This window comes from Phaeovulum vinaykumarii (assembly GCF_900156695.1).
In the GTDB taxonomy this organism is placed as follows: domain Bacteria; phylum Pseudomonadota; class Alphaproteobacteria; order Rhodobacterales; family Rhodobacteraceae; genus Bieblia_A; species Bieblia_A vinaykumarii.
In genome coordinates this window covers 262,628-277,362 of sequence record NZ_FTOM01000002.1, presented here as the reverse complement: position 1 = coordinate 277,362, position 14,735 = coordinate 262,628, and the positions used below count along the sequence as shown (strand labels likewise).

Annotated in this window: 27 protein-coding genes; all 27 read right to left on the bottom strand. The window is 64.8% G+C overall.

The genetic code is table 11. The features are described from left to right. Window positions 1-3: 3 nt before the first annotated feature. The gene (locus BW949_RS05700) at window positions 4-1,020 is read right to left on the bottom strand and encodes a DNA-directed RNA polymerase subunit alpha (RefSeq protein ID WP_076364815.1); all 1,017 of its coding nucleotides are present in this window, start codon (window positions 1,018-1,020) and stop codon (window positions 4-6) included. A gap of 118 nt (window positions 1,021-1,138) precedes the next feature. Next, complete coding sequence (rpsK, locus tag BW949_RS05695; RefSeq protein ID WP_076363974.1) at window positions 1,139-1,528, bottom strand: 30S ribosomal protein S11; 390 nt, start codon at window positions 1,526-1,528, stop codon at window positions 1,139-1,141. Between the two features lie 12 nt (window positions 1,529-1,540). Then, window positions 1,541-1,909: a 30S ribosomal protein S13 gene (rpsM, locus tag BW949_RS05690; protein WP_076363973.1), complete on the bottom strand. Its 369-nt coding sequence runs from the start codon at window positions 1,907-1,909 to the stop codon at window positions 1,541-1,543. A 227-nt stretch (window positions 1,910-2,136) separates the two neighbouring features. After that, complete coding sequence (locus tag BW949_RS05685; RefSeq protein WP_076363972.1) at window positions 2,137-2,796, bottom strand: adenylate kinase; 660 nt, start codon at window positions 2,794-2,796, stop codon at window positions 2,137-2,139. Window positions 2,797-2,818: 22 nt separating this feature from the next. Further along, a complete protein-coding gene (gene secY, locus BW949_RS05680; RefSeq protein WP_076363971.1) occupies window positions 2,819-4,180 on the bottom strand; it encodes a preprotein translocase subunit SecY in 1,362 nt (453 codons plus the stop codon). A 222-nt stretch (window positions 4,181-4,402) separates the two neighbouring features. Continuing rightward, window positions 4,403-4,882 carry a 50S ribosomal protein L15 gene (rplO, locus tag BW949_RS05675; RefSeq protein ID WP_076363970.1) on the bottom strand — a complete coding sequence of 160 codons (480 nt, stop codon included), beginning with the start codon at window positions 4,880-4,882 and terminating at the stop codon, window positions 4,403-4,405. A 148-nt stretch (window positions 4,883-5,030) separates the two neighbouring features. Beyond that, window positions 5,031-5,363, bottom strand: coding sequence for a ribonuclease E inhibitor RraB (locus tag BW949_RS05670; protein WP_076363969.1), 333 nt, complete (start codon window positions 5,361-5,363; stop codon window positions 5,031-5,033). Window positions 5,364-5,449: 86 nt separating this feature from the next. Further along, window positions 5,450-5,638 (bottom strand): 50S ribosomal protein L30, encoded by a 189-nt coding sequence (gene rpmD / locus BW949_RS05665; protein ID WP_076363968.1) that lies wholly within the window; start codon window positions 5,636-5,638, stop codon window positions 5,450-5,452. Between the two features lie 12 nt (window positions 5,639-5,650). Then, window positions 5,651-6,211, bottom strand: coding sequence for a 30S ribosomal protein S5 (gene rpsE / locus BW949_RS05660; RefSeq protein ID WP_076363967.1), 561 nt, complete (start codon window positions 6,209-6,211; stop codon window positions 5,651-5,653). Window positions 6,212-6,324: 113 nt separating this feature from the next. Continuing rightward, the gene (gene rplR, locus BW949_RS05655; RefSeq protein ID WP_076363966.1) at window positions 6,325-6,684 is read right to left on the bottom strand and encodes a 50S ribosomal protein L18; all 360 of its coding nucleotides are present in this window, start codon (window positions 6,682-6,684) and stop codon (window positions 6,325-6,327) included. An 11-nt stretch (window positions 6,685-6,695) separates the two neighbouring features. Then, window positions 6,696-7,229, bottom strand: coding sequence for a 50S ribosomal protein L6 (gene rplF / locus BW949_RS05650; RefSeq protein WP_076363965.1), 534 nt, complete (start codon window positions 7,227-7,229; stop codon window positions 6,696-6,698). A gap of 10 nt (window positions 7,230-7,239) precedes the next feature. Beyond that, window positions 7,240-7,638 (bottom strand): 30S ribosomal protein S8, encoded by a 399-nt coding sequence (rpsH, locus tag BW949_RS05645; protein ID WP_179747533.1) that lies wholly within the window; start codon window positions 7,636-7,638, stop codon window positions 7,240-7,242. A 12-nt stretch (window positions 7,639-7,650) separates the two neighbouring features. Continuing rightward, on the bottom strand, window positions 7,651-7,956 hold the full coding sequence (gene rpsN / locus BW949_RS05640; protein ID WP_076363964.1) for a 30S ribosomal protein S14: 306 nt from the start codon (window positions 7,954-7,956) through the stop codon (window positions 7,651-7,653). 19 nt (window positions 7,957-7,975) lie between these two features. After that, a complete protein-coding gene (rplE, locus tag BW949_RS05635) occupies window positions 7,976-8,536 on the bottom strand; it encodes a 50S ribosomal protein L5 (protein WP_076363963.1) in 561 nt (186 codons plus the stop codon). Next, window positions 8,536-8,841, bottom strand: a complete 306-nt coding sequence (gene rplX, locus BW949_RS05630; protein WP_076363962.1) for a 50S ribosomal protein L24 — start codon at window positions 8,839-8,841, stop codon at window positions 8,536-8,538. The genes rplE and rplX overlap by 1 nt, the downstream gene beginning before the upstream one ends. Beyond that, entirely contained in the window at window positions 8,841-9,209 is a 369-nt protein-coding gene (gene rplN, locus BW949_RS05625; RefSeq protein WP_022705624.1) for a 50S ribosomal protein L14, read from the bottom strand. Before rplN ends, rplX begins: the two co-directional genes overlap by 1 nt. Window positions 9,210-9,279: 70 nt before the next feature. Further along, window positions 9,280-9,519, bottom strand: a complete 240-nt coding sequence (rpsQ, locus tag BW949_RS05620) for a 30S ribosomal protein S17 (protein ID WP_076363961.1) — start codon at window positions 9,517-9,519, stop codon at window positions 9,280-9,282. 13 nt (window positions 9,520-9,532) lie between these two features. After that, window positions 9,533-9,733 (bottom strand): 50S ribosomal protein L29, encoded by a 201-nt coding sequence (rpmC, locus tag BW949_RS05615; protein WP_076363960.1) that lies wholly within the window; start codon window positions 9,731-9,733, stop codon window positions 9,533-9,535. A gap of 240 nt (window positions 9,734-9,973) precedes the next feature. Continuing rightward, window positions 9,974-10,387, bottom strand: a complete 414-nt coding sequence (rplP, locus tag BW949_RS05610; protein WP_076363959.1) for a 50S ribosomal protein L16 — start codon at window positions 10,385-10,387, stop codon at window positions 9,974-9,976. Window positions 10,388-10,400: 13 nt separating this feature from the next. Continuing rightward, the gene (gene rpsC, locus BW949_RS05605) at window positions 10,401-11,111 is read right to left on the bottom strand and encodes a 30S ribosomal protein S3 (protein ID WP_076363958.1); all 711 of its coding nucleotides are present in this window, start codon (window positions 11,109-11,111) and stop codon (window positions 10,401-10,403) included. Beyond that, on the bottom strand, window positions 11,111-11,491 hold the full coding sequence (rplV, locus tag BW949_RS05600; protein WP_076363957.1) for a 50S ribosomal protein L22: 381 nt from the start codon (window positions 11,489-11,491) through the stop codon (window positions 11,111-11,113). Before rplV ends, rpsC begins: the two co-directional genes overlap by 1 nt. Window positions 11,492-11,494: 3 nt before the next feature. Further along, complete coding sequence (rpsS, locus tag BW949_RS05595; protein ID WP_076363956.1) at window positions 11,495-11,773, bottom strand: 30S ribosomal protein S19; 279 nt, start codon at window positions 11,771-11,773, stop codon at window positions 11,495-11,497. 3 nt (window positions 11,774-11,776) lie between these two features. Continuing rightward, a complete protein-coding gene (rplB, locus tag BW949_RS05590; protein ID WP_076363955.1) occupies window positions 11,777-12,613 on the bottom strand; it encodes a 50S ribosomal protein L2 in 837 nt (278 codons plus the stop codon). Between the two features lie 172 nt (window positions 12,614-12,785). Continuing rightward, window positions 12,786-13,082: a 50S ribosomal protein L23 gene (locus BW949_RS05585; RefSeq protein ID WP_076363954.1), complete on the bottom strand. Its 297-nt coding sequence runs from the start codon at window positions 13,080-13,082 to the stop codon at window positions 12,786-12,788. Next, complete coding sequence (rplD, locus tag BW949_RS05580) at window positions 13,079-13,699, bottom strand: 50S ribosomal protein L4 (RefSeq protein WP_076363953.1); 621 nt, start codon at window positions 13,697-13,699, stop codon at window positions 13,079-13,081. The genes BW949_RS05585 and rplD overlap by 4 nt, the downstream gene beginning before the upstream one ends. After that, on the bottom strand, window positions 13,696-14,409 hold the full coding sequence (rplC, locus tag BW949_RS05575; RefSeq protein ID WP_076364811.1) for a 50S ribosomal protein L3: 714 nt from the start codon (window positions 14,407-14,409) through the stop codon (window positions 13,696-13,698). Before rplC ends, rplD begins: the two co-directional genes overlap by 4 nt. 16 nt (window positions 14,410-14,425) lie before the next feature. Beyond that, on the bottom strand, window positions 14,426-14,734 hold the full coding sequence (gene rpsJ / locus BW949_RS05570; RefSeq protein WP_071469578.1) for a 30S ribosomal protein S10: 309 nt from the start codon (window positions 14,732-14,734) through the stop codon (window positions 14,426-14,428). Window position 14,735: the final 1 nt, after the last annotated feature.

Here is a 14,735-nt window from a genome sequence, read left to right as displayed (position 1 = left end):
CGATCAGAACTGGTCTTCGAAGCGCTTGGCCAGGTCTTCGATGTTCTCCGGCGGCCAGTCCTCGACTTCCATCCCGAGGTGCAGGCCCATGCCCGAGAGCACTTCCTTGATCTCGTTGAGCGACTTGCGGCCGAAGTTCGGGGTGCGCAGCATCTCGGCTTCGGTCTTCTGGATGAGGTCGCCGATATAGACGATGTTGTCGTTCTTGAGGCAGTTGGCCGAACGCACCGAAAGCTCCAGCTCGTCCACCTTCTTGAGAAGCAGCGGGTTGAACTCGAGCCCGTCGTCGGCGTCCTGCTTCGAGGCCGATTCGGGTTCCTCGAAGTTGACGAAGATCGACAGCTGGTCCTGAAGGATGCGCGCGGCAAAGGCCACGGCGTCCTCGGGGGTGATCGAGCCGTCGGTCTCGATCTTCATGGTCAGCTTGTCATAGTCCAGAACCTGGCCCTCGCGGGTGGGCTGGACCTCGTAGCTGACCTTCTTGACGGGCGAATAGATGGCGTCGATCGGGATCAGGCCGATCGGCGCATCCTCGGGGCGGTTCTTGTCGGCCGCGACATAGCCCTTGCCGGTGTTCACGGTCAGCTCCATGAACAGCGAGGCGCCGTCGTCGAGGTGGCAGATCACGTGATCCTTGTTCAGAACCTCGATGCCCGCGCTTTCCGAAATGTCGCCGGCGGTCACGACGCCCGGCCCCTTGGCCGAGATCGACAGGCGCTTGGGCCCCTCGACGTCCATCTTGAGCGCCACGCCCTTGAGGTTCAGGACGATGTCGGTGACATCCTCGCGCACCCCCGAGACGGACGAGAATTCGTGCAGGACGTTGTCGATCTGCACGCTGGTGATGGCCGCGCCCTGAAGCGACGACAGGAGCACGCGCCGCAGCGCGTTGCCCAGCGTCAGACCAAAGCCCCGCTCCAGCGGTTCGGCCACGACTTGCGCCTGGCGCGCCGGGTCCGAGCCGGGTTTCACGTCAAGTTGCGTGGGCTTGATCAACTCGGCCCAATTCTTGTGGATCATGCGCTCTGCCTCCATTCCTGTCTGCGGTCCATGTCCGAGATCGCAGACGCCCGAGGTTCAAATGCGGAAAAAGGGGCCGGGCCGCCCGCAAGACGGCCCGCCCCGAAAATCGGCAGGGTCAGACCCGGCGGCGCTTCGGCGGACGGCAGCCGTTATGCGCGATCGGGGTCACGTCGCGGATCGAGGTGATGTTGAAGCCCACGGCGGCCAGCGCACGCAGCGCCGATTCGCGGCCCGAACCGGGGCCCTGGACTTCGACTTCCAGCGTTTTCACGCCGTGTTCCTGAGCCTTGCGGCCGGCATCCTCGGCGGCCATCTGGGCGGCATAGGGGGTCGACTTGCGCGAGCCCTTGAAGCCCATCGTGCCGGCCGACGACCAGGCAATCGCGTTGCCTTGCACGTCCGAGATCAGGATCTTGGTGTTGTTGAACGACGAGTTCACATGCGCCACACCCGAGGCGATGTTCTTGCGTTCCTTGCGCTTGACGCGCGTCTTGTCACGAGCCATGTCCGCCTCCCCTTACTTCTTCTTGCCGGCGATCGGTTTCGCCGGGCCCTTGCGGGTGCGGGCGTTGGTGTGGGTGCGCTGACCGCGAACCGGCAGGTTGCGGCGGTGGCGCAGGCCACGATACGAACCCAGGTCCATCAGGCGCTTGATGTTCATCTGCACTTCACGGCGCAGGTCGCCTTCGACGGTGAAGTTCGCGTCGATGAATTCACGGATGGCCAGAACTTCGGCGTCCGACAGTTCGTTCACGCGACGGGTGCGGTCGATGCCGACCGATTCGCAGATCTGCTCGGCGAAATGATGGCCGATTCCGTGGATGTAGGTCAGGGCGATGGGGACGCGTTTCCCCGTCGGGATGTTGACGCCAGCAATACGTGCCACGCGTTTTTCCTTTTCGTTGCGGTTCCGTAACCCCAGAACCTTTTTTCACAACAGACGACCGGACCCGAACGGCCCGGCCCTTTCATGTTCCGGCGGGTGGGAAACCCCGTGCTCCGAAACGATTCCCCGAAGAGACGCCGTGCCTTAAAGGCTTGCCTGACATACGTCAAGAGGTCGCGGCGCAAAGACCCGCACGGGCGGCGTGAAGCTGCCGCCCGAAGCTCCGTTCAGGCGGCCGGCGCGTCGAGGATCTCGGCGATGGCGCGCGCCACCTCGTCGATCTCGGCCAGGCCGTCCACACGCTTGAGCTGCCCCAGCGCGTAATAGTAGCCGATCAGCGGCGCGGTCTTCTTGTAGTATTCCATCAGCCGCTGACGCAGGCTGTCCGCGTTGTCGTCGGACCGGCGCTTCATGTCGGTCGCGCCGCAGACATCGCAGGTGCCCGGCACCTTGGTCGGGCGGGTGACGTCGTGATAGACCTCGCCGCAATTGCCGCAGGTGAAGCGCCCGGTGATGCGCGCCACCAGCGCCGCGTCATCCACCCGCATCTCGACCACGGCATCAAGGCCCATGCCCAGACGCTCGAGAAGCGCCCCCAGGGCATCGGCCTGCGCCAGCGTGCGCGGGAAGCCGTCGAAGATGAAGCCGGTGCCGGCCTCGGCGCCGGTCATCTGTTCCTCGATCAGGCCGATGACGATCTCGTCGGTGACCAGCTCGCCGCGGGCCATCACGTCCGAGACGCGCTTGCCCATTTCCGACCCCGAGGCCATGGCCGCGCGCAGCATGTCGCCGGTGGACAGCTGCACCATGCCACGTTCCTCGACCAGACGACGGGCCTGCGTGCCCTTGCCCGCGCCGGGCGGACCCAGAAGAATGATGTTGGGCATCTGCCCCCTCCCCGTTGGCGGCTCAGCGCCGCGTGGCGGGGCGCTTGGACCCCGGCTTGCGCTTGCCGCGCAGTTGCGAACGTTCGATCAGCCCTTCGTATTGATGGGCCAGAAGATGCGACTGGAGCTGGTTGATCGTGTCCATCGCCACCGACACCACGATCAGCACCGAGGTGCCGCCGAAATAGAACGGCACCGACAGCTGGCTGCGCAGAACCTCGGGCAGCAGACAGACCGCGGCCAGATAGCCCGAGCCCACGACCAGCACGCGCGACACGACGTAATCGAGGTATTCCTCGGTCTTCCGGCCGGGCCGGATACCGGGGATGAACCCGCCCTGGTTCTTCAGGTTCTCGGCCACGTCATCGGATTTGAACGACACGTTGGCGGTGTAGAAATAGGCGAAGAACACGATCATCGCGGCGAAGAACGCCAGATAGAGCGGCTGGCCGGGGCCGAAATAGGCCAGGATCGTGGACATCACCGGCCCGGTGTCCGAGCCCGAGAAGGTCGAGATCGTGGTCGGCAGCAGCAGCAGCGACGAGGCGAAGATCGCCGGGATGACGCCGGCCGGGTTGACCTTGATCGGCAGGTGCGAGGAGCCGCCGTCATAGACCTTCATCCCCACCTGCCGGCGCGGATACTGGATGTGGATCTTGCGCAGCGCGCGTTCCATGAACACCACGAAGCCGATCACCGCGACCACCATCGCCATCACGCCGAAGGTGACGGCCGGCGAGATCGCGCCCGTGCGCCCTTGGGTGAAGAACTGCGCCAGCGCGGCCGGGATCTCGGCGACGATGCCGACATAGATGATGAGCGAGATGCCGTTGCCGATGCCGCGGGCGGTGATCTGTTCGCCCAGCCACATCAGGAACATGGTGCCGCCGACCAGCGTGATGACCACGCCCGCACGGAAGAACATGCCCGGCTCGTGCGCCAGATCCCCGGCCTCGAGGCTGACCGAAAGGCCGTAGGCCTGGAAGAGCGCCAGCGCCACCGTGCCGTAGCGGGTGTACTGGTTCATCTTCTTGCGGCCGATCTCGCCTTCCTTCTTGAGCTGCGCGAGCGCCGGCACCATCGACGCCAGAAGCTGCACGATGATCGAGGCCGAGATATAGGGCATGATCCCCAGCGCGAAGACACCCATCCGCCCCAGCGCGCCGCCGGTGAACATGGACAGGATGCCGCCCAGGCCCGCGCCCGCATCGGCCATGAATTTCTGAAGCGCCGCGCCGTCGATGCCGGGCACGGGGATATAGGTGCCGATCCGGTAGACGATCAGCAGCCCGATGGTGAAGAAGATGCGCGCACGCAGGTCCTTCGCCCGCCCCAGCGTTCCCCAGCTGAAGTTCGCGGCCATTTGTTCCGCAGCAGAAGCCATCTCGACCCTCTCGTTTGCGCCCGGACTGGCCCGCGCGCTGGTCCCGAGGCCGGCGGGCGGCTGCCCCCGGCCTGTGCGAATCTTGGCGGGCGCCGGTCGCGCCCCGTCCCGTGCCGCCCCCTGCCGGGGCCACGGTCACGTCAACGCCGCCGAACCGGATTCCGGTCGGCGGCGCTGGAAATCCACGGATTGTTTAAGCGCCCGAGGGGCCGCCCACAACCGTTATTCGGCGGCCTCGACGGCCTTCTCCGCGACTTTGAGCGAGCCACCGGCCTTTTCGACGGCCTCGATGGCCGTGGCCGAGGCACCCGTCACGACCAGGTTCACCTTCGCGGTGATCTCGCCCTTGGCCAGAACGCGGATGCCGTCGCGCTTGCGGCGGGTGACGCCGGCTTCGATCAGCGCATCCTCGGTGATCTCGGAGGTGGCGTCCAGCTTGCCGGCATCGACGAATTTCTGGATCAGGCCCAGGTTCACCACGGCGAATTCCAGCCGGTTCGGCTTGGTGAAGCCGCGCTTCGGCAGGCGCCGATAGAGCGGCATCTGGCCGCCTTCGTAACCGTTCAGCGCCACACCCGAACGCGATTTCTGGCCCTTGATCCCGCGGCCGGCGGTCTTGCCCTTGCCCGAGCCGGGACCGCGCGCAACGCGCTTCTTCTTGCGGGCCGCGCCTTCGTTGTCGCGCAGTTCATGAAGTTTCATGTCGCTTCTCCTTGGCCGGATACGCCCCCACAAGCGACAGAGGGACGACCACGGCTTTTCTTGTTGATTCCGTGACCCCAAGGGCCACCGGCGGCGTATAGCGGGCTTGGCGCGGCGCGGTCAAGCGAAAGCGCAGCCGCGCGCAGGATCACGCCCCCATGAAGCCCCAGCCATCGGCGGCAAAGCCGTGAATGGCGCCCAGAAGGGTCAGCTTCTCCTCCTCGGCCCAGAGCGTCTCGAAGCCGAACGCGATCTCGGGCGTGGTGATCTCGAGGCAGGCGTCCCCGTCGTCATCACCGCCCTCGAACCAGGCCACCTGATAGCCCTGCGCCTCGGCGGCGGCGGTAAGGGCATCCCAGTCGGCGGCGGGATCCTCGGCCACGAACTGGAAGGCGATCACCGCGCGCGCGGGCAGATCCTGCATCGCCGCGATCTCGCGCAGGATCTGCGCGGTCTCGGCCTTTTGCTGCGCAAGTTCCATCGGATGTCCTCTCCGCTTGGCGTCATCGTCAACGAAAAACGCCCCGGAGAATACCGGGGCGTCTTCCAATCTCGTGCCGAACTGGATCAGCCGCGCTCTTCGATGATCTCGACGAGGTGCGGGATCTTGGCGACCATGCCGCGGACCGAGGGGGTATCCTCAAGCTCGCGGGTGCGGTTCAGCTTGTTCAGGCCCAGCCCGATCAGGGTGCGGCGCTGGATGTCGGGGCGGCGGATCGGCGAGCCGATTTGCTTCACAACGATGGTCTTGCCCATGTCAGATGCTCCTTACGCTTCGGCCGCGGCTTCGGCTTCGGGCTTCTTCAGGATGTCGGCCACCTTCTTGCCGCGACGCTGCGCGACCATGCGGGGGCTGGCTTCCTGTTTCAGCGCGTCGAGCGTGGCGCGGATCATGTTGTAGGGGTTCTGGCTGCCGATCGACTTGGCGACCACGTCCTGGACGCCCAGCATCTCGAACACGGCGCGCATCGGACCACCGGCGATGATCCCGGTCCCGGCCGGGGCCGAGCGCATCACGACCTTGCCGGCGCCGTGACGCCCTTCGATGTCGTGGTGCAGCGTGCGCCCGTCGCGCAGCGGCACGCGGATCATGTTGCGCTTCGCCTGCTCGGTCGCCTTGCGGATCGCCTCGGGCACTTCCTTGGCCTTGCCCTTGCCAAAGCCGACACGGCCACGCTGGTCGCCGACGACCACGAGAGCGGCGAAGCCGAAGCGTTTACCACCCTTCACGGTTTTCGACACACGGTTGATCGCAACCAGACGATCGGCGAATTCCGGGGTTTCCTCGCGCTCGGAGCGACGGTCCCGGCGGTTATCACGTTCTGCCATAAGGCAAACCTTTCGTGAATGGCGTGGTAGCACGCCGTTGGGCCAATCCAGGTGGGCGCGCCGGATCGGCACGCCCCCGGATCATCGGGGGGACGCGGACGTCCCCCACCTCATCAGAATTTCAGGCCGCCTTCGCGGGCCGCGTCGGCCAGGGCCTTGATCTTGCCGTGGAACAGGAAGCCACCGCGGTCGAAGTAGCATTCCTCGACACCGGCATTGCGCGCCCGCTCGGCAATCGCCGCGCCGACTTTCGCCGCCGCTTCGACGTTGTTCTTGCCAACGACGCCCAGATCCTTTTCGAGCGTGGAGGCGGCCGCAACGGTCACGCCTTTCACGTCGTCGATCAGCTGGACGCTGATGTTCTTGGACGAGCGATGAACCGACAGGCGCAGGCGCCCGTTCGACATCGCACGCAGCTTGTTCCGAACGCGCAGGCGGCGCTTCAGGAACAGATCTCTTTTCGTGTTCGCCATTGTCGCCACCCTTACTTCTTCTTGCCTTCCTTGCGGAAGATGAACTCGCCCCTGTAGCGGATGCCTTTGCCCTTGTAGGGCTCGGGCGCACGCCACTCGCGGATGTTCGCGGCGACCTGGCCCACGACCTGCTGGTCGATGCCTTCCACCACGATCTCGGTCTGCTTGGGCGCGGTCACCGTCACGCCGGCGGGCACCTCGAAGTTCACTTCGTGGCTATAGCCCAGCGACAGTTTCAGGACGTTGCCCTGCATCTGGGCGCGGTAACCCACGCCCTGGATCTCGAGTTCCTTCTTGAAGCCGGTGGTGACGCCGGTCACCAGGTTGGCCACCATCGACCGCGCCATGCCCCATTGCTGGCGGGCACGTTTCGAGGTGCCGCGCGGCGTGACGGTGACGGACGAACCGTCGATCGTGATGGTCACGTCGTCGGTCGCGGTGAAGCTGCGGGTGCCTTTCGGGCCCTTGACCTCGATGGTCTGGCCCGACACGGACGCCGTGACCCCCGAGGGCAGCTCGACCGGCTTTTTCCCAATACGAGACATTCTTCCCTCCTCAGAACACGGTGCAGAGCACTTCGCCGCCAACGTTGGCAGAGCGCGCCGCCGCGTCCGACATGACGCCTTTCGGCGTGGACACGATCGAAACGCCCAGACCGTTGCGGACCTGGGGGATTTCCTTGACCGACGCATAGACGCGGCGGCCGGGCTTCGAGACGCGCTTGAGTTCGCGGATCACCGGGGTGCCCTCGAAATACTTCAGCGAAATCTCGATCTCCGGCATGCCGTCAGCCGAGGTGGTCGCCTCGTAGCCGCGGATGTAGCCTTCGGTCGCAAGCACGTCCAGAACCCAGGCGCGCAGCTTGGAAGCCGGCGTGCGGACGGTGGACTTGCCGCGCATTTGCGCGTTGCGGATGCGGGTCAGCATATCGCCGAGAGGATCGTTCATCGACATCTCTCGTTCTCCTTACCAGCTCGACTTGACCATGCCGGGGATCTGGCCGTTCGAGGCCAGGTCGCGCAGCATGATCCGCGAGAGTTTGAGCTTGCGATAATACGCATGCGGACGCCCCGTCAGCTGGCAGCGGTTGTGCAGCCGGGTGGACGACGAGTTGCGGGGAAGCTCGGCCAGCTTCAGCGACGCCTTGAAGCGCTCTTCCATCGGGCGCTCCTGGTCTTCGATGATCGCTTTCAGCTCGGCACGTTTGGCAGCGTAGCGCTTCACCAGCTTGGCGCGCTTGGCTTCGCGCGCAACCATGGATTTCTTGGCCATTATGTATCTCTCCCCGCGATCAGCTGTTGAACGGCATGTTGAAATGCTTCAACAGCGCCTTCGCTTCCGCATCGGTGGCAGCGGTGGTGCAGATGATGATGTCCATGCCGAGAACCTCGTCGACCTTGTCGAAGTCGATCTCGGGGAACACGATATGTTCCTTCAGGCCCATCGCGTAGTTGCCGCGGCCGTCGAACGACGACCCCTTGACGCCGCGGAAGTCACGCACACGCGGCAGCGCGATGGTGATCAGGCGATCGAGGAATTCATACATGCGTTCGGCGCGCAGGGTCACCTTGCAGCCCAGCGGCATTTCCTCACGGACGCGGAAACCGGCAACCGATTTCTTCGCCTTGGTGATGACAGCCTTCTGACCGGCGATGAGCGACAGCTCCTCGGCGGCCTGCTTGACCTTCTTGGTGTCCTTGACGGCTTCACCGACACCCATGTTCAGGACGATCTTGTCCAGACGCGGGATCTGCATGTCGTTCTTGTAGCCGAACTCTTCCTTCAGCGCGGCGCGGATGGTCTCCGCATAGAGCGCCTTGAGACGAGGGGTATAGGTGGCTTGGTCGAGCATCAGATCGCCTCCCCGGTGGTCTTGGCAAAGCGCACCTTGGCGCCATCCTCGAAGCGGAAGCCGACGCGGGTCGCCTTGCCGTTGGCATCGAGCAGCGCCAGGTTCGACAGGTCGATCGGCATCGGCTTGGCGATGCGGCCGCCCTGGCTCATCTGCGACTGGCGGGTGTGACGGATGGCGACGTTCACGCCATCGACGATCGCCTTGCCGGCCTTGGGCATGACGGCGGTAATCTCGCCCTGCTTGCCCTTGTCCTTGCCAGCGAGCACGACCACGCGGTCACCCTTGCGGAGCTTGGCAGCCATTACAGCACCTCCGGAGCAAGCGAGATGATCTTCATGAAGTTCTTGGCACGCAGCTCGCGCACGACCGGCCCGAAGATACGGGTGCCGACCGGTTCGCCCTGGTTGTTCAGGATGACGGCGGCGTTGCGGTCAAAACGGATGGCGGTGCCGTCTTCACGACGGACTTCCTTGGCGGTGCGCACGACGACGGCCTTGCGGACGTCACCTTTCTTCACGCGGCCGCGCGGGATGGCTTCCTTGACGGACACGACAATGATGTCGCCCACCGACGCATAGCGACGGTGCGAACCACCCAGGACCTTGATGCACTGAACCCGGCGGGCGCCGGAGTTGTCAGCGACATCCAGATTGGTCTGCATCTGGATCATATGGTTTCTCCCGACCTTTGGGGACCCGGCCTCCGGGCCCCAGGGTTTCGTTCAGGCTTGAACGATGAACTCACGCCGTGGCGTCAGTGACCACCGTCCAGCGTTTCGTCTTCGAGATCGGCGCACATTCGACGATGCGAACGGTGTCCCCGGTCTTGAACTGGTTTTCCGCGTCATGGGCGCGGTATTTCTTCGACTTACGCACCGTCTTCTTCAGAACCGGATGCGTGAAGCGGCGTTCGACCAGCACGGTGACGGTCTGGTCGTTCTTGTCCGAGGTCACGACCCCTTGCAGAATACGTCTGGGCATCTGGGCGCTCCTCTCAGTTGGCCGCTTCGGCGGCTTTTTGGTTCAGAACGGTCTGAACGCGGGCAACATCACGACGCACGGCGCGCATGCGGGCCGTGTTCTCGAGTTGGTTGGTCGCTTGACGGAAGCGCAGGTTGAACGCTTCCTTCTTGAGCGCGACGAGCGTGTCGCGCAGCTCGTCCGGCGTCTTGGAACGCAGATCTTCGGCTTTCATGCCTATTCTTTCCTTTTCGAAACACCAGGAAGCCCCATGAGCCCCCCTCTTGTGCGGGGCTTGGGTGACTCCGTGTCTGGTGGATACGGCGTAGACGGCGCTCGATACGCGATTCCCCGCAGTATTGCAAGCGCCGCTTTCCCCTTATCTCGCGTGCCGCGCCGCAGCCCCGCGGGGCCCGGTTCGGCCAACGAAAAACCCCCGCCGGACGGGCGGGGGTTCATCTCTCTCAGACCGGGATCACCAGTCTTCGCGCGCCACGATCCGGCAGGCCACCGGAAGCTTGTTGGCGCCCAGGCGCAGGGCTTCACGCGCGATCGGCTCGGCCACGCCGTCGATCTCGAACATGACGCGGCCCGGCTTGATCTTGGCGGCCCAGTAATCCACCGAGCCCTTGCCTTTACCCATCCGAACCTCGGTCGGCTTCGAGGACACCGGGGTGTCCGGGAAGACGCGGATCCAGACGCGGCCCTGACGTTTCATGTGGCGGGTGATCGCGCGGCGGGCCGCCTCGATCTGCCGCGCGGTGATCCGCTCGGGCTGGGTCGCCTTGAGGCCGAAGGAACCGAAGTTCAGGTTGAACCCGCCCTTGGCTTCGCCGTGGATACGGCCCTTGTGCTGTTTGCGGAACTTCGTCCGTTTAGGTTGCAGCATCTTTCAGTTCTCCTCAGCGGGCGTCGCGGCGCGGGCCGCGGGGCGCCGGGCCGTCCTGGGCCGCAGCCGCACGGCGGTCACGCGCCTGCGGATCGTGCTCCATGATCTCGCCCTTGAAGATCCAGACCTTCACCCCGATGATCCCATAGGGGGTCGAGGCTTCCGACAGCGCATAGTCGATGTCGGCACGAAGCGTGTGCAGCGGCACGCGGCCTTCACGGTACCACTCGGTGCGCGCGATCTCGGCGCCGCCCAGGCGGCCCGACACGTTCACCCGGATCCCGAGCGCGCCCATGCGCATCGCGTTCTGAACCGCGCGCTTCATGGCGCGACGGAACGAGACGCGGCGCTCAAGCTGCTGGGCGATCGATTCCGCCACCAGCTGGGCGTCGACTTCCGGCTTGCGAACCTCGACGATGTTGAGGTGCAGCTCCGAGCTGGTCATGTTGGCCAGCTTCTTGCGCAGCACCTCGATGTCGGCGCCCTTCTTGCCGATGATCACGCCGGGACGGGCGGCGTGGATCGTGACGCGGCACTTCTTGTGCGGGCGCTCGATGATCACGCGGCTGACGCCGGCCTGCTTGGCTTCCTTGTGGATGAATTCGCGCATCCGCAGGTCTTCGAGAAGCAGGTTCCCGTAGTCCTTGCTTTCGGCGAACCAGCGGCTGTCCCAGGTGCGGTTGACCTGGAGACGCATGCCGATCGGGTTGACCTTCTGACCCATTACGCACGCTCCTCGACTTGACGCACCTTGATGGTGATTTCAGCAAACGGCTTCATGATGCGGCCGAAACGGCCACGCGCCCGCGGACGGCCGCGCTTCATCACGAGGTTCTTGCCAACCCAGGCTTCGGCAACCACCAGGTTGTCGACGTCAAGGCCGTGGTTGTTCTCGGCGTTGGCGATGGCCGACTGAAGGCATTTCTTCACGTCGTCGGCGATGCGTTTCTTCGAGAACGTCAGGTCCGCAAGGGCGCGGTCCACACGCTTGCCGCGGATCAGACCGGCGACAAGGTTCAGCTTCTGCGGCGAGACGCGCAGCATCTTGGACTTGGCCATCGCCTCGTTGTCCGCCACGCGGCGCGGATTCTTTTCCTTACCCATGGCTTACTTCCTCTTGGCTTTCTTGTCGGCGGCGTGGCCGTAGTAGGTCCGCGTGGGCGAGTATTCGCCGAACTTCTGGCCGATCATCTCCTCGGTGACGTTCACCGGGATATGCTTGTGGCCATTGTAGACGCCGAAGGTCAGACCCACGAATTGCGGCAGGATGGTGGAGCGGCGCGACCAGATCTTGATCACTTCGCCCTTGCCCGAAGCGCGCGCCTTCTCTGCCTTCTTCAGCAGATAAGCGTCGACGAAAGGACCTTTCCAAACAGAACGTGCCATGGATCAGCGCCCCTTCTTCGCGTGACGCGAACGAACGATATACTTGTCCGTCGCCTTGTTCTTACGGGTGCGGTTGCCCTTGGTGCCCTTGCCCCACGGGGTGACCGGATGCCGACCGCCCGAGGTGCGGCCTTCACCACCGCCGTGCGGGTGGTCGATCGGGTTCATGGCGACACCGCGGACGCTCGGACGGATGCCGAGGTGACGGTTGCGGCCTGCTTTCCCGAGGTCCTGGTTCGAATGGTCGGCGTTCGACACCGCGCCCACCGTCGCCATGCATTCCTGACGAACCATGCGCAGCTCGCCCGACGACAGGCGGATCTGGGCATAGCCACCGTCGCGGCCGACGAATTGGGCATAGGTGCCCGCGGCGCGCGCCAGCTGGCCACCCTTGCCGGGCTTCAGCTCGACGTTGTGCACGATCGTGCCGATCGGCATGCCCGAGAACGGCATCGCGTTGCCCGGCTTGACGTCGACCTTGGCGCCCGAGACGACCTTGTCGCCCACGGCCAGACGCTGCGGGGCCAGGATATAGGCCAGCTCGCCGTCGTCATATTTGATCAGCGCGATGAAGGCGGTGCGGTTCGGGTCATATTCGATCCGCTCGACGACCGCCGCCATGTCGAACTTGTTGCGCTTGAAATCCACCACGCGGTAGAGGCGCTTGGCGCCCCCGCCCATGCGGCGCATCGTGATACGTCCGGTGTTGTTCCGGCCGCCCGACTTGGTCAGACCCTCCGTGAGGGTCTTGACCGGGCGACCTTTCCAAAGCTCCGAACGGTCGATCAGAACCAGCCCACGCTGGCCCGGCGTCGTCGGCTTATACGACTTGAGTGCCATGCTTTCTGTCTTCCGTTGCCTTGGACCAGAGGTCCGTTTCGTCGTGAACCGAGGGGCAACCCCCGGTGTGGGTATTGACGCGGCCCGCCCCGGCACATGGCCGATACGGGCGGGCCGCATCAAAATGAACCGCGGCCCCGGAACTCCGGGGCCGCTGAGTCGGTGCCTTCTATCAGAGGCCCGTGGTCACGTCGATAGTGTTTCCATCCTCGAGCGTGACATAGGCTTTCTTGACGTCCGAGCGCACGCCGGGGCGGCCGCGGAAGCGCTTGGTCTTGCCCTTGGTCAGGACGGTGTTGACCGCCTTGACCTTGACATTGAACAGCGCCTCGACCGCTTCCTTGATGGCGGGCTTGGTGGCGTCGCGCGCCACCTGGAAGACCACCGCACCGGCTTCGCTGGCCATGGTGGCCTTTTCGGTGATGACCGGCTTGACGATCACGTCGTAGTGTTCGGGCTTCGTGCTCATTTCAGGCGAGCCTCCAGAGCTTCGACACCCGCCTTCGTGAGCACCAGCGTGTCACGCTTGAGGATGTCATAGACGTTGGCGCCGATCGAGGGCAGCACGTCGATGCCGTCGAGGTTCTGCGCCGCACGGGCGAAGTTCTCGTCGATCTCGGCGCCGTCGATGATCAGCACGCGCTTCCAGCCCAGCTCGCGCGCGGCTTTCGCCAGTTGCGCGGTCTTGGCTTCGGCCATCGTCGCCGCCTCGAGGATCACCAGCTCGCCCGCGCCGGCCTTGGCCGACAGCGCGTGCTTGAGACCCAGAGCGCGGAACTTCTTGGGCAGATCATGCGCATGGCTGCGCGGGGTCGGGCCCTTGTAGGTGCCGCCGTGGCGGAAGATCGGCGCCTTCTTCGAGCCGTGACGCGCGCCCCCGGTGCCCTTCTGACGATAGATCTTCTTCGTCGAATAGGACACGTCGGACTTGCCCAGAACCGAATGGGTGCCGGCTTGCGCCTTGGCGCGCTGCCAGCGCACCACGCGGTGCAGGATGTCGGCACGCGGCGCGAGACCGAAGATTTCGTCCGCCAGCTCGATTTCGCCGGCCTTGCCCGCGTCGAGCTTGATCACATCAAGTTTCATTCCTCACCCCCTTCGGCCGGAGCTTCGGCAGCGGCGTCCGAACGGATCGCGGCCGGCGTCGGGACGTTCTCGGGCAGCGGTTTCTTGACCGCGTCCTTGATCGTCACCCAGCCGCCCTTCGAGCCCGGCACCGAGCCCTTGACCATGATCAGGCCGCGGTCGGCGTCGGTCTTCACGACCTGAATGTTCTGCGTGGTCACACGAGCAGCGCCCATGTGGCCGGCCATCTTCTTGCCCTTGAACACCTTGCCGGGGTCCTGGCACTGGCCGGTCGAACCATGCGAACGGTGGCTGATCGACACGCCGTGCGAGGCGCGCAGACCACCGAAGTTATGGCGCTTCATCGCACCGGCAAAGCCCTTACCGATCGAGGTGCCGGCGATGTCGACGAACTGACCCTCGGCGTAGTGATCGGCCGAGATCTCGGCCCCCACGTCGATCAGGTTTTCCGGGCTGACGCGGAATTCCACCAGCTTGCGCTTGGGGGCCACATTCGCCTTGGCGAAGTGACCGCGCAGCGCGGCAGTGGTCCGCTTGGCCTTGGCCGCACCCGCGCCGAGCTGAACGGCGGTGTAGCCGTCTTTCTCGACCGTGCGCTGAGCGACCACCTGGCAGCCGTCAAGCGACAGGACGGTCACCGGAACCTGGCGGCCGTCTTCCATGAACAGCCGGGTCATGCCCAGCTTCTTGGCGATAACACCAGAACGCAGCATCCCAGTGCCCTCCTCAGACCTTGATCTCGACATCCACGCCGGCGGCGAGGTCAAGCTTCATCAGCGCGTCGACCGTCTGCGGGGTCGGGTCGACGATGTCCAGAAGACGCTTGTGCGTCCGGATCTCCCATTGGTCGCGCGACTTCTTGTCGATGTGCGGACCGCGGAGAACGGTGAATTTCTCGATCTTGTTGGGCAGCGGGATGGGCCCGCGGACCTGAGCACCCGTGCGCTTGGCCGTGTTCACGATTTCCTGCGTGCTGGCGTCCAGCACGCGGTAATCGAAGGCCTTCAGCCGGATGCGAATGTTCTGACCTTGCATA

What these genes read in the sequence shown, in the direction of transcription:
- rplO (WP_076363970.1), bottom strand. Translation starts at nt 4,882, where the DNA reads ATGAAACTTCATGAACTGCGCGACAACGAAGGCGCGGCCCGCAAGAAG.
- BW949_RS05700 (WP_076364815.1), bottom strand. Translation starts at nt 1,020, where the DNA reads ATGATCCACAAGAATTGGGCCGAGTTGATCAAGCCCACGCAACTTGAC.
- rplE (WP_076363963.1), bottom strand. Translation starts at nt 8,536, where the DNA reads ATGCTCGACCAAGCCACCTATACCCCTCGTCTCAAGGCGCTCTATGCG.
- BW949_RS05685 (WP_076363972.1), bottom strand. Translation starts at nt 2,796, where the DNA reads ATGCCCAACATCATTCTTCTGGGTCCGCCCGGCGCGGGCAAGGGCACG.
- rpsQ (WP_076363961.1), bottom strand. Translation starts at nt 9,519, where the DNA reads ATGCCCAGACGTATTCTGCAAGGGGTCGTGACCTCGGACAAGAACGAC.
- rplR (WP_076363966.1), bottom strand. Translation starts at nt 6,684, where the DNA reads ATGGCGAACACGAAAAGAGATCTGTTCCTGAAGCGCCGCCTGCGCGTT.
- rpsC (WP_076363958.1), bottom strand. Translation starts at nt 11,111, where the DNA reads ATGGGTCAGAAGGTCAACCCGATCGGCATGCGTCTCCAGGTCAACCGC.
- rplP (WP_076363959.1), bottom strand. Translation starts at nt 10,387, where the DNA reads ATGCTGCAACCTAAACGGACGAAGTTCCGCAAACAGCACAAGGGCCGT.
- BW949_RS05670 (WP_076363969.1), bottom strand. Translation starts at nt 5,363, where the DNA reads ATGGAACTTGCGCAGCAAAAGGCCGAGACCGCGCAGATCCTGCGCGAG.
- secY (WP_076363971.1), bottom strand. Translation starts at nt 4,180, where the DNA reads ATGGCTTCTGCTGCGGAACAAATGGCCGCGAACTTCAGCTGGGGAACG.
- rpsS (WP_076363956.1), bottom strand. Translation starts at nt 11,773, where the DNA reads ATGGCACGTTCTGTTTGGAAAGGTCCTTTCGTCGACGCTTATCTGCTG.
- rplF (WP_076363965.1), bottom strand. Translation starts at nt 7,229, where the DNA reads ATGTCTCGTATTGGGAAAAAGCCGGTCGAGCTGCCCTCGGGGGTCACG.
- rpsK (WP_076363974.1), bottom strand. Translation starts at nt 1,528, where the DNA reads ATGGCTCGTGACAAGACGCGCGTCAAGCGCAAGGAACGCAAGAACATC.
- rpmC (WP_076363960.1), bottom strand. Translation starts at nt 9,733, where the DNA reads ATGAAAGCCGAAGATCTGCGTTCCAAGACGCCGGACGAGCTGCGCGAC.
- rplN (WP_022705624.1), bottom strand. Translation starts at nt 9,209, where the DNA reads ATGATCCAGATGCAGACCAATCTGGATGTCGCTGACAACTCCGGCGCC.
- rpmD (WP_076363968.1), bottom strand. Translation starts at nt 5,638, where the DNA reads ATGGGCAAGACCATCGTTGTGAAGCAAATCGGCTCGCCGATCCGCCGC.
- rplB (WP_076363955.1), bottom strand. Translation starts at nt 12,613, where the DNA reads ATGGCACTCAAGTCGTATAAGCCGACGACGCCGGGCCAGCGTGGGCTG.
- rpsH (WP_179747533.1), bottom strand. Translation starts at nt 7,638, where the DNA reads ATGTCGATGAACGATCCTCTCGGCGATATGCTGACCCGCATCCGCAAC.
- rpsN (WP_076363964.1), bottom strand. Translation starts at nt 7,956, where the DNA reads ATGGCCAAGAAATCCATGGTTGCGCGCGAAGCCAAGCGCGCCAAGCTG.
- rplV (WP_076363957.1), bottom strand. Translation starts at nt 11,491, where the DNA reads ATGGGTAAGGAAAAGAATCCGCGCCGCGTGGCGGACAACGAGGCGATG.
- rpsJ (WP_071469578.1), bottom strand. Translation starts at nt 14,734, where the DNA reads ATGCAAGGTCAGAACATTCGCATCCGGCTGAAGGCCTTCGATTACCGC.
- rpsE (WP_076363967.1), bottom strand. Translation starts at nt 6,211, where the DNA reads ATGGCAGAACGTGATAACCGCCGGGACCGTCGCTCCGAGCGCGAGGAA.
- rplD (WP_076363953.1), bottom strand. Translation starts at nt 13,699, where the DNA reads ATGAAACTTGATGTGATCAAGCTCGACGCGGGCAAGGCCGGCGAAATC.
- rplX (WP_076363962.1), bottom strand. Translation starts at nt 8,841, where the DNA reads ATGGCTGCCAAGCTCCGCAAGGGTGACCGCGTGGTCGTGCTCGCTGGC.
- BW949_RS05585 (WP_076363954.1), bottom strand. Translation starts at nt 13,082, where the DNA reads ATGAGCACGAAGCCCGAACACTACGACGTGATCGTCAAGCCGGTCATC.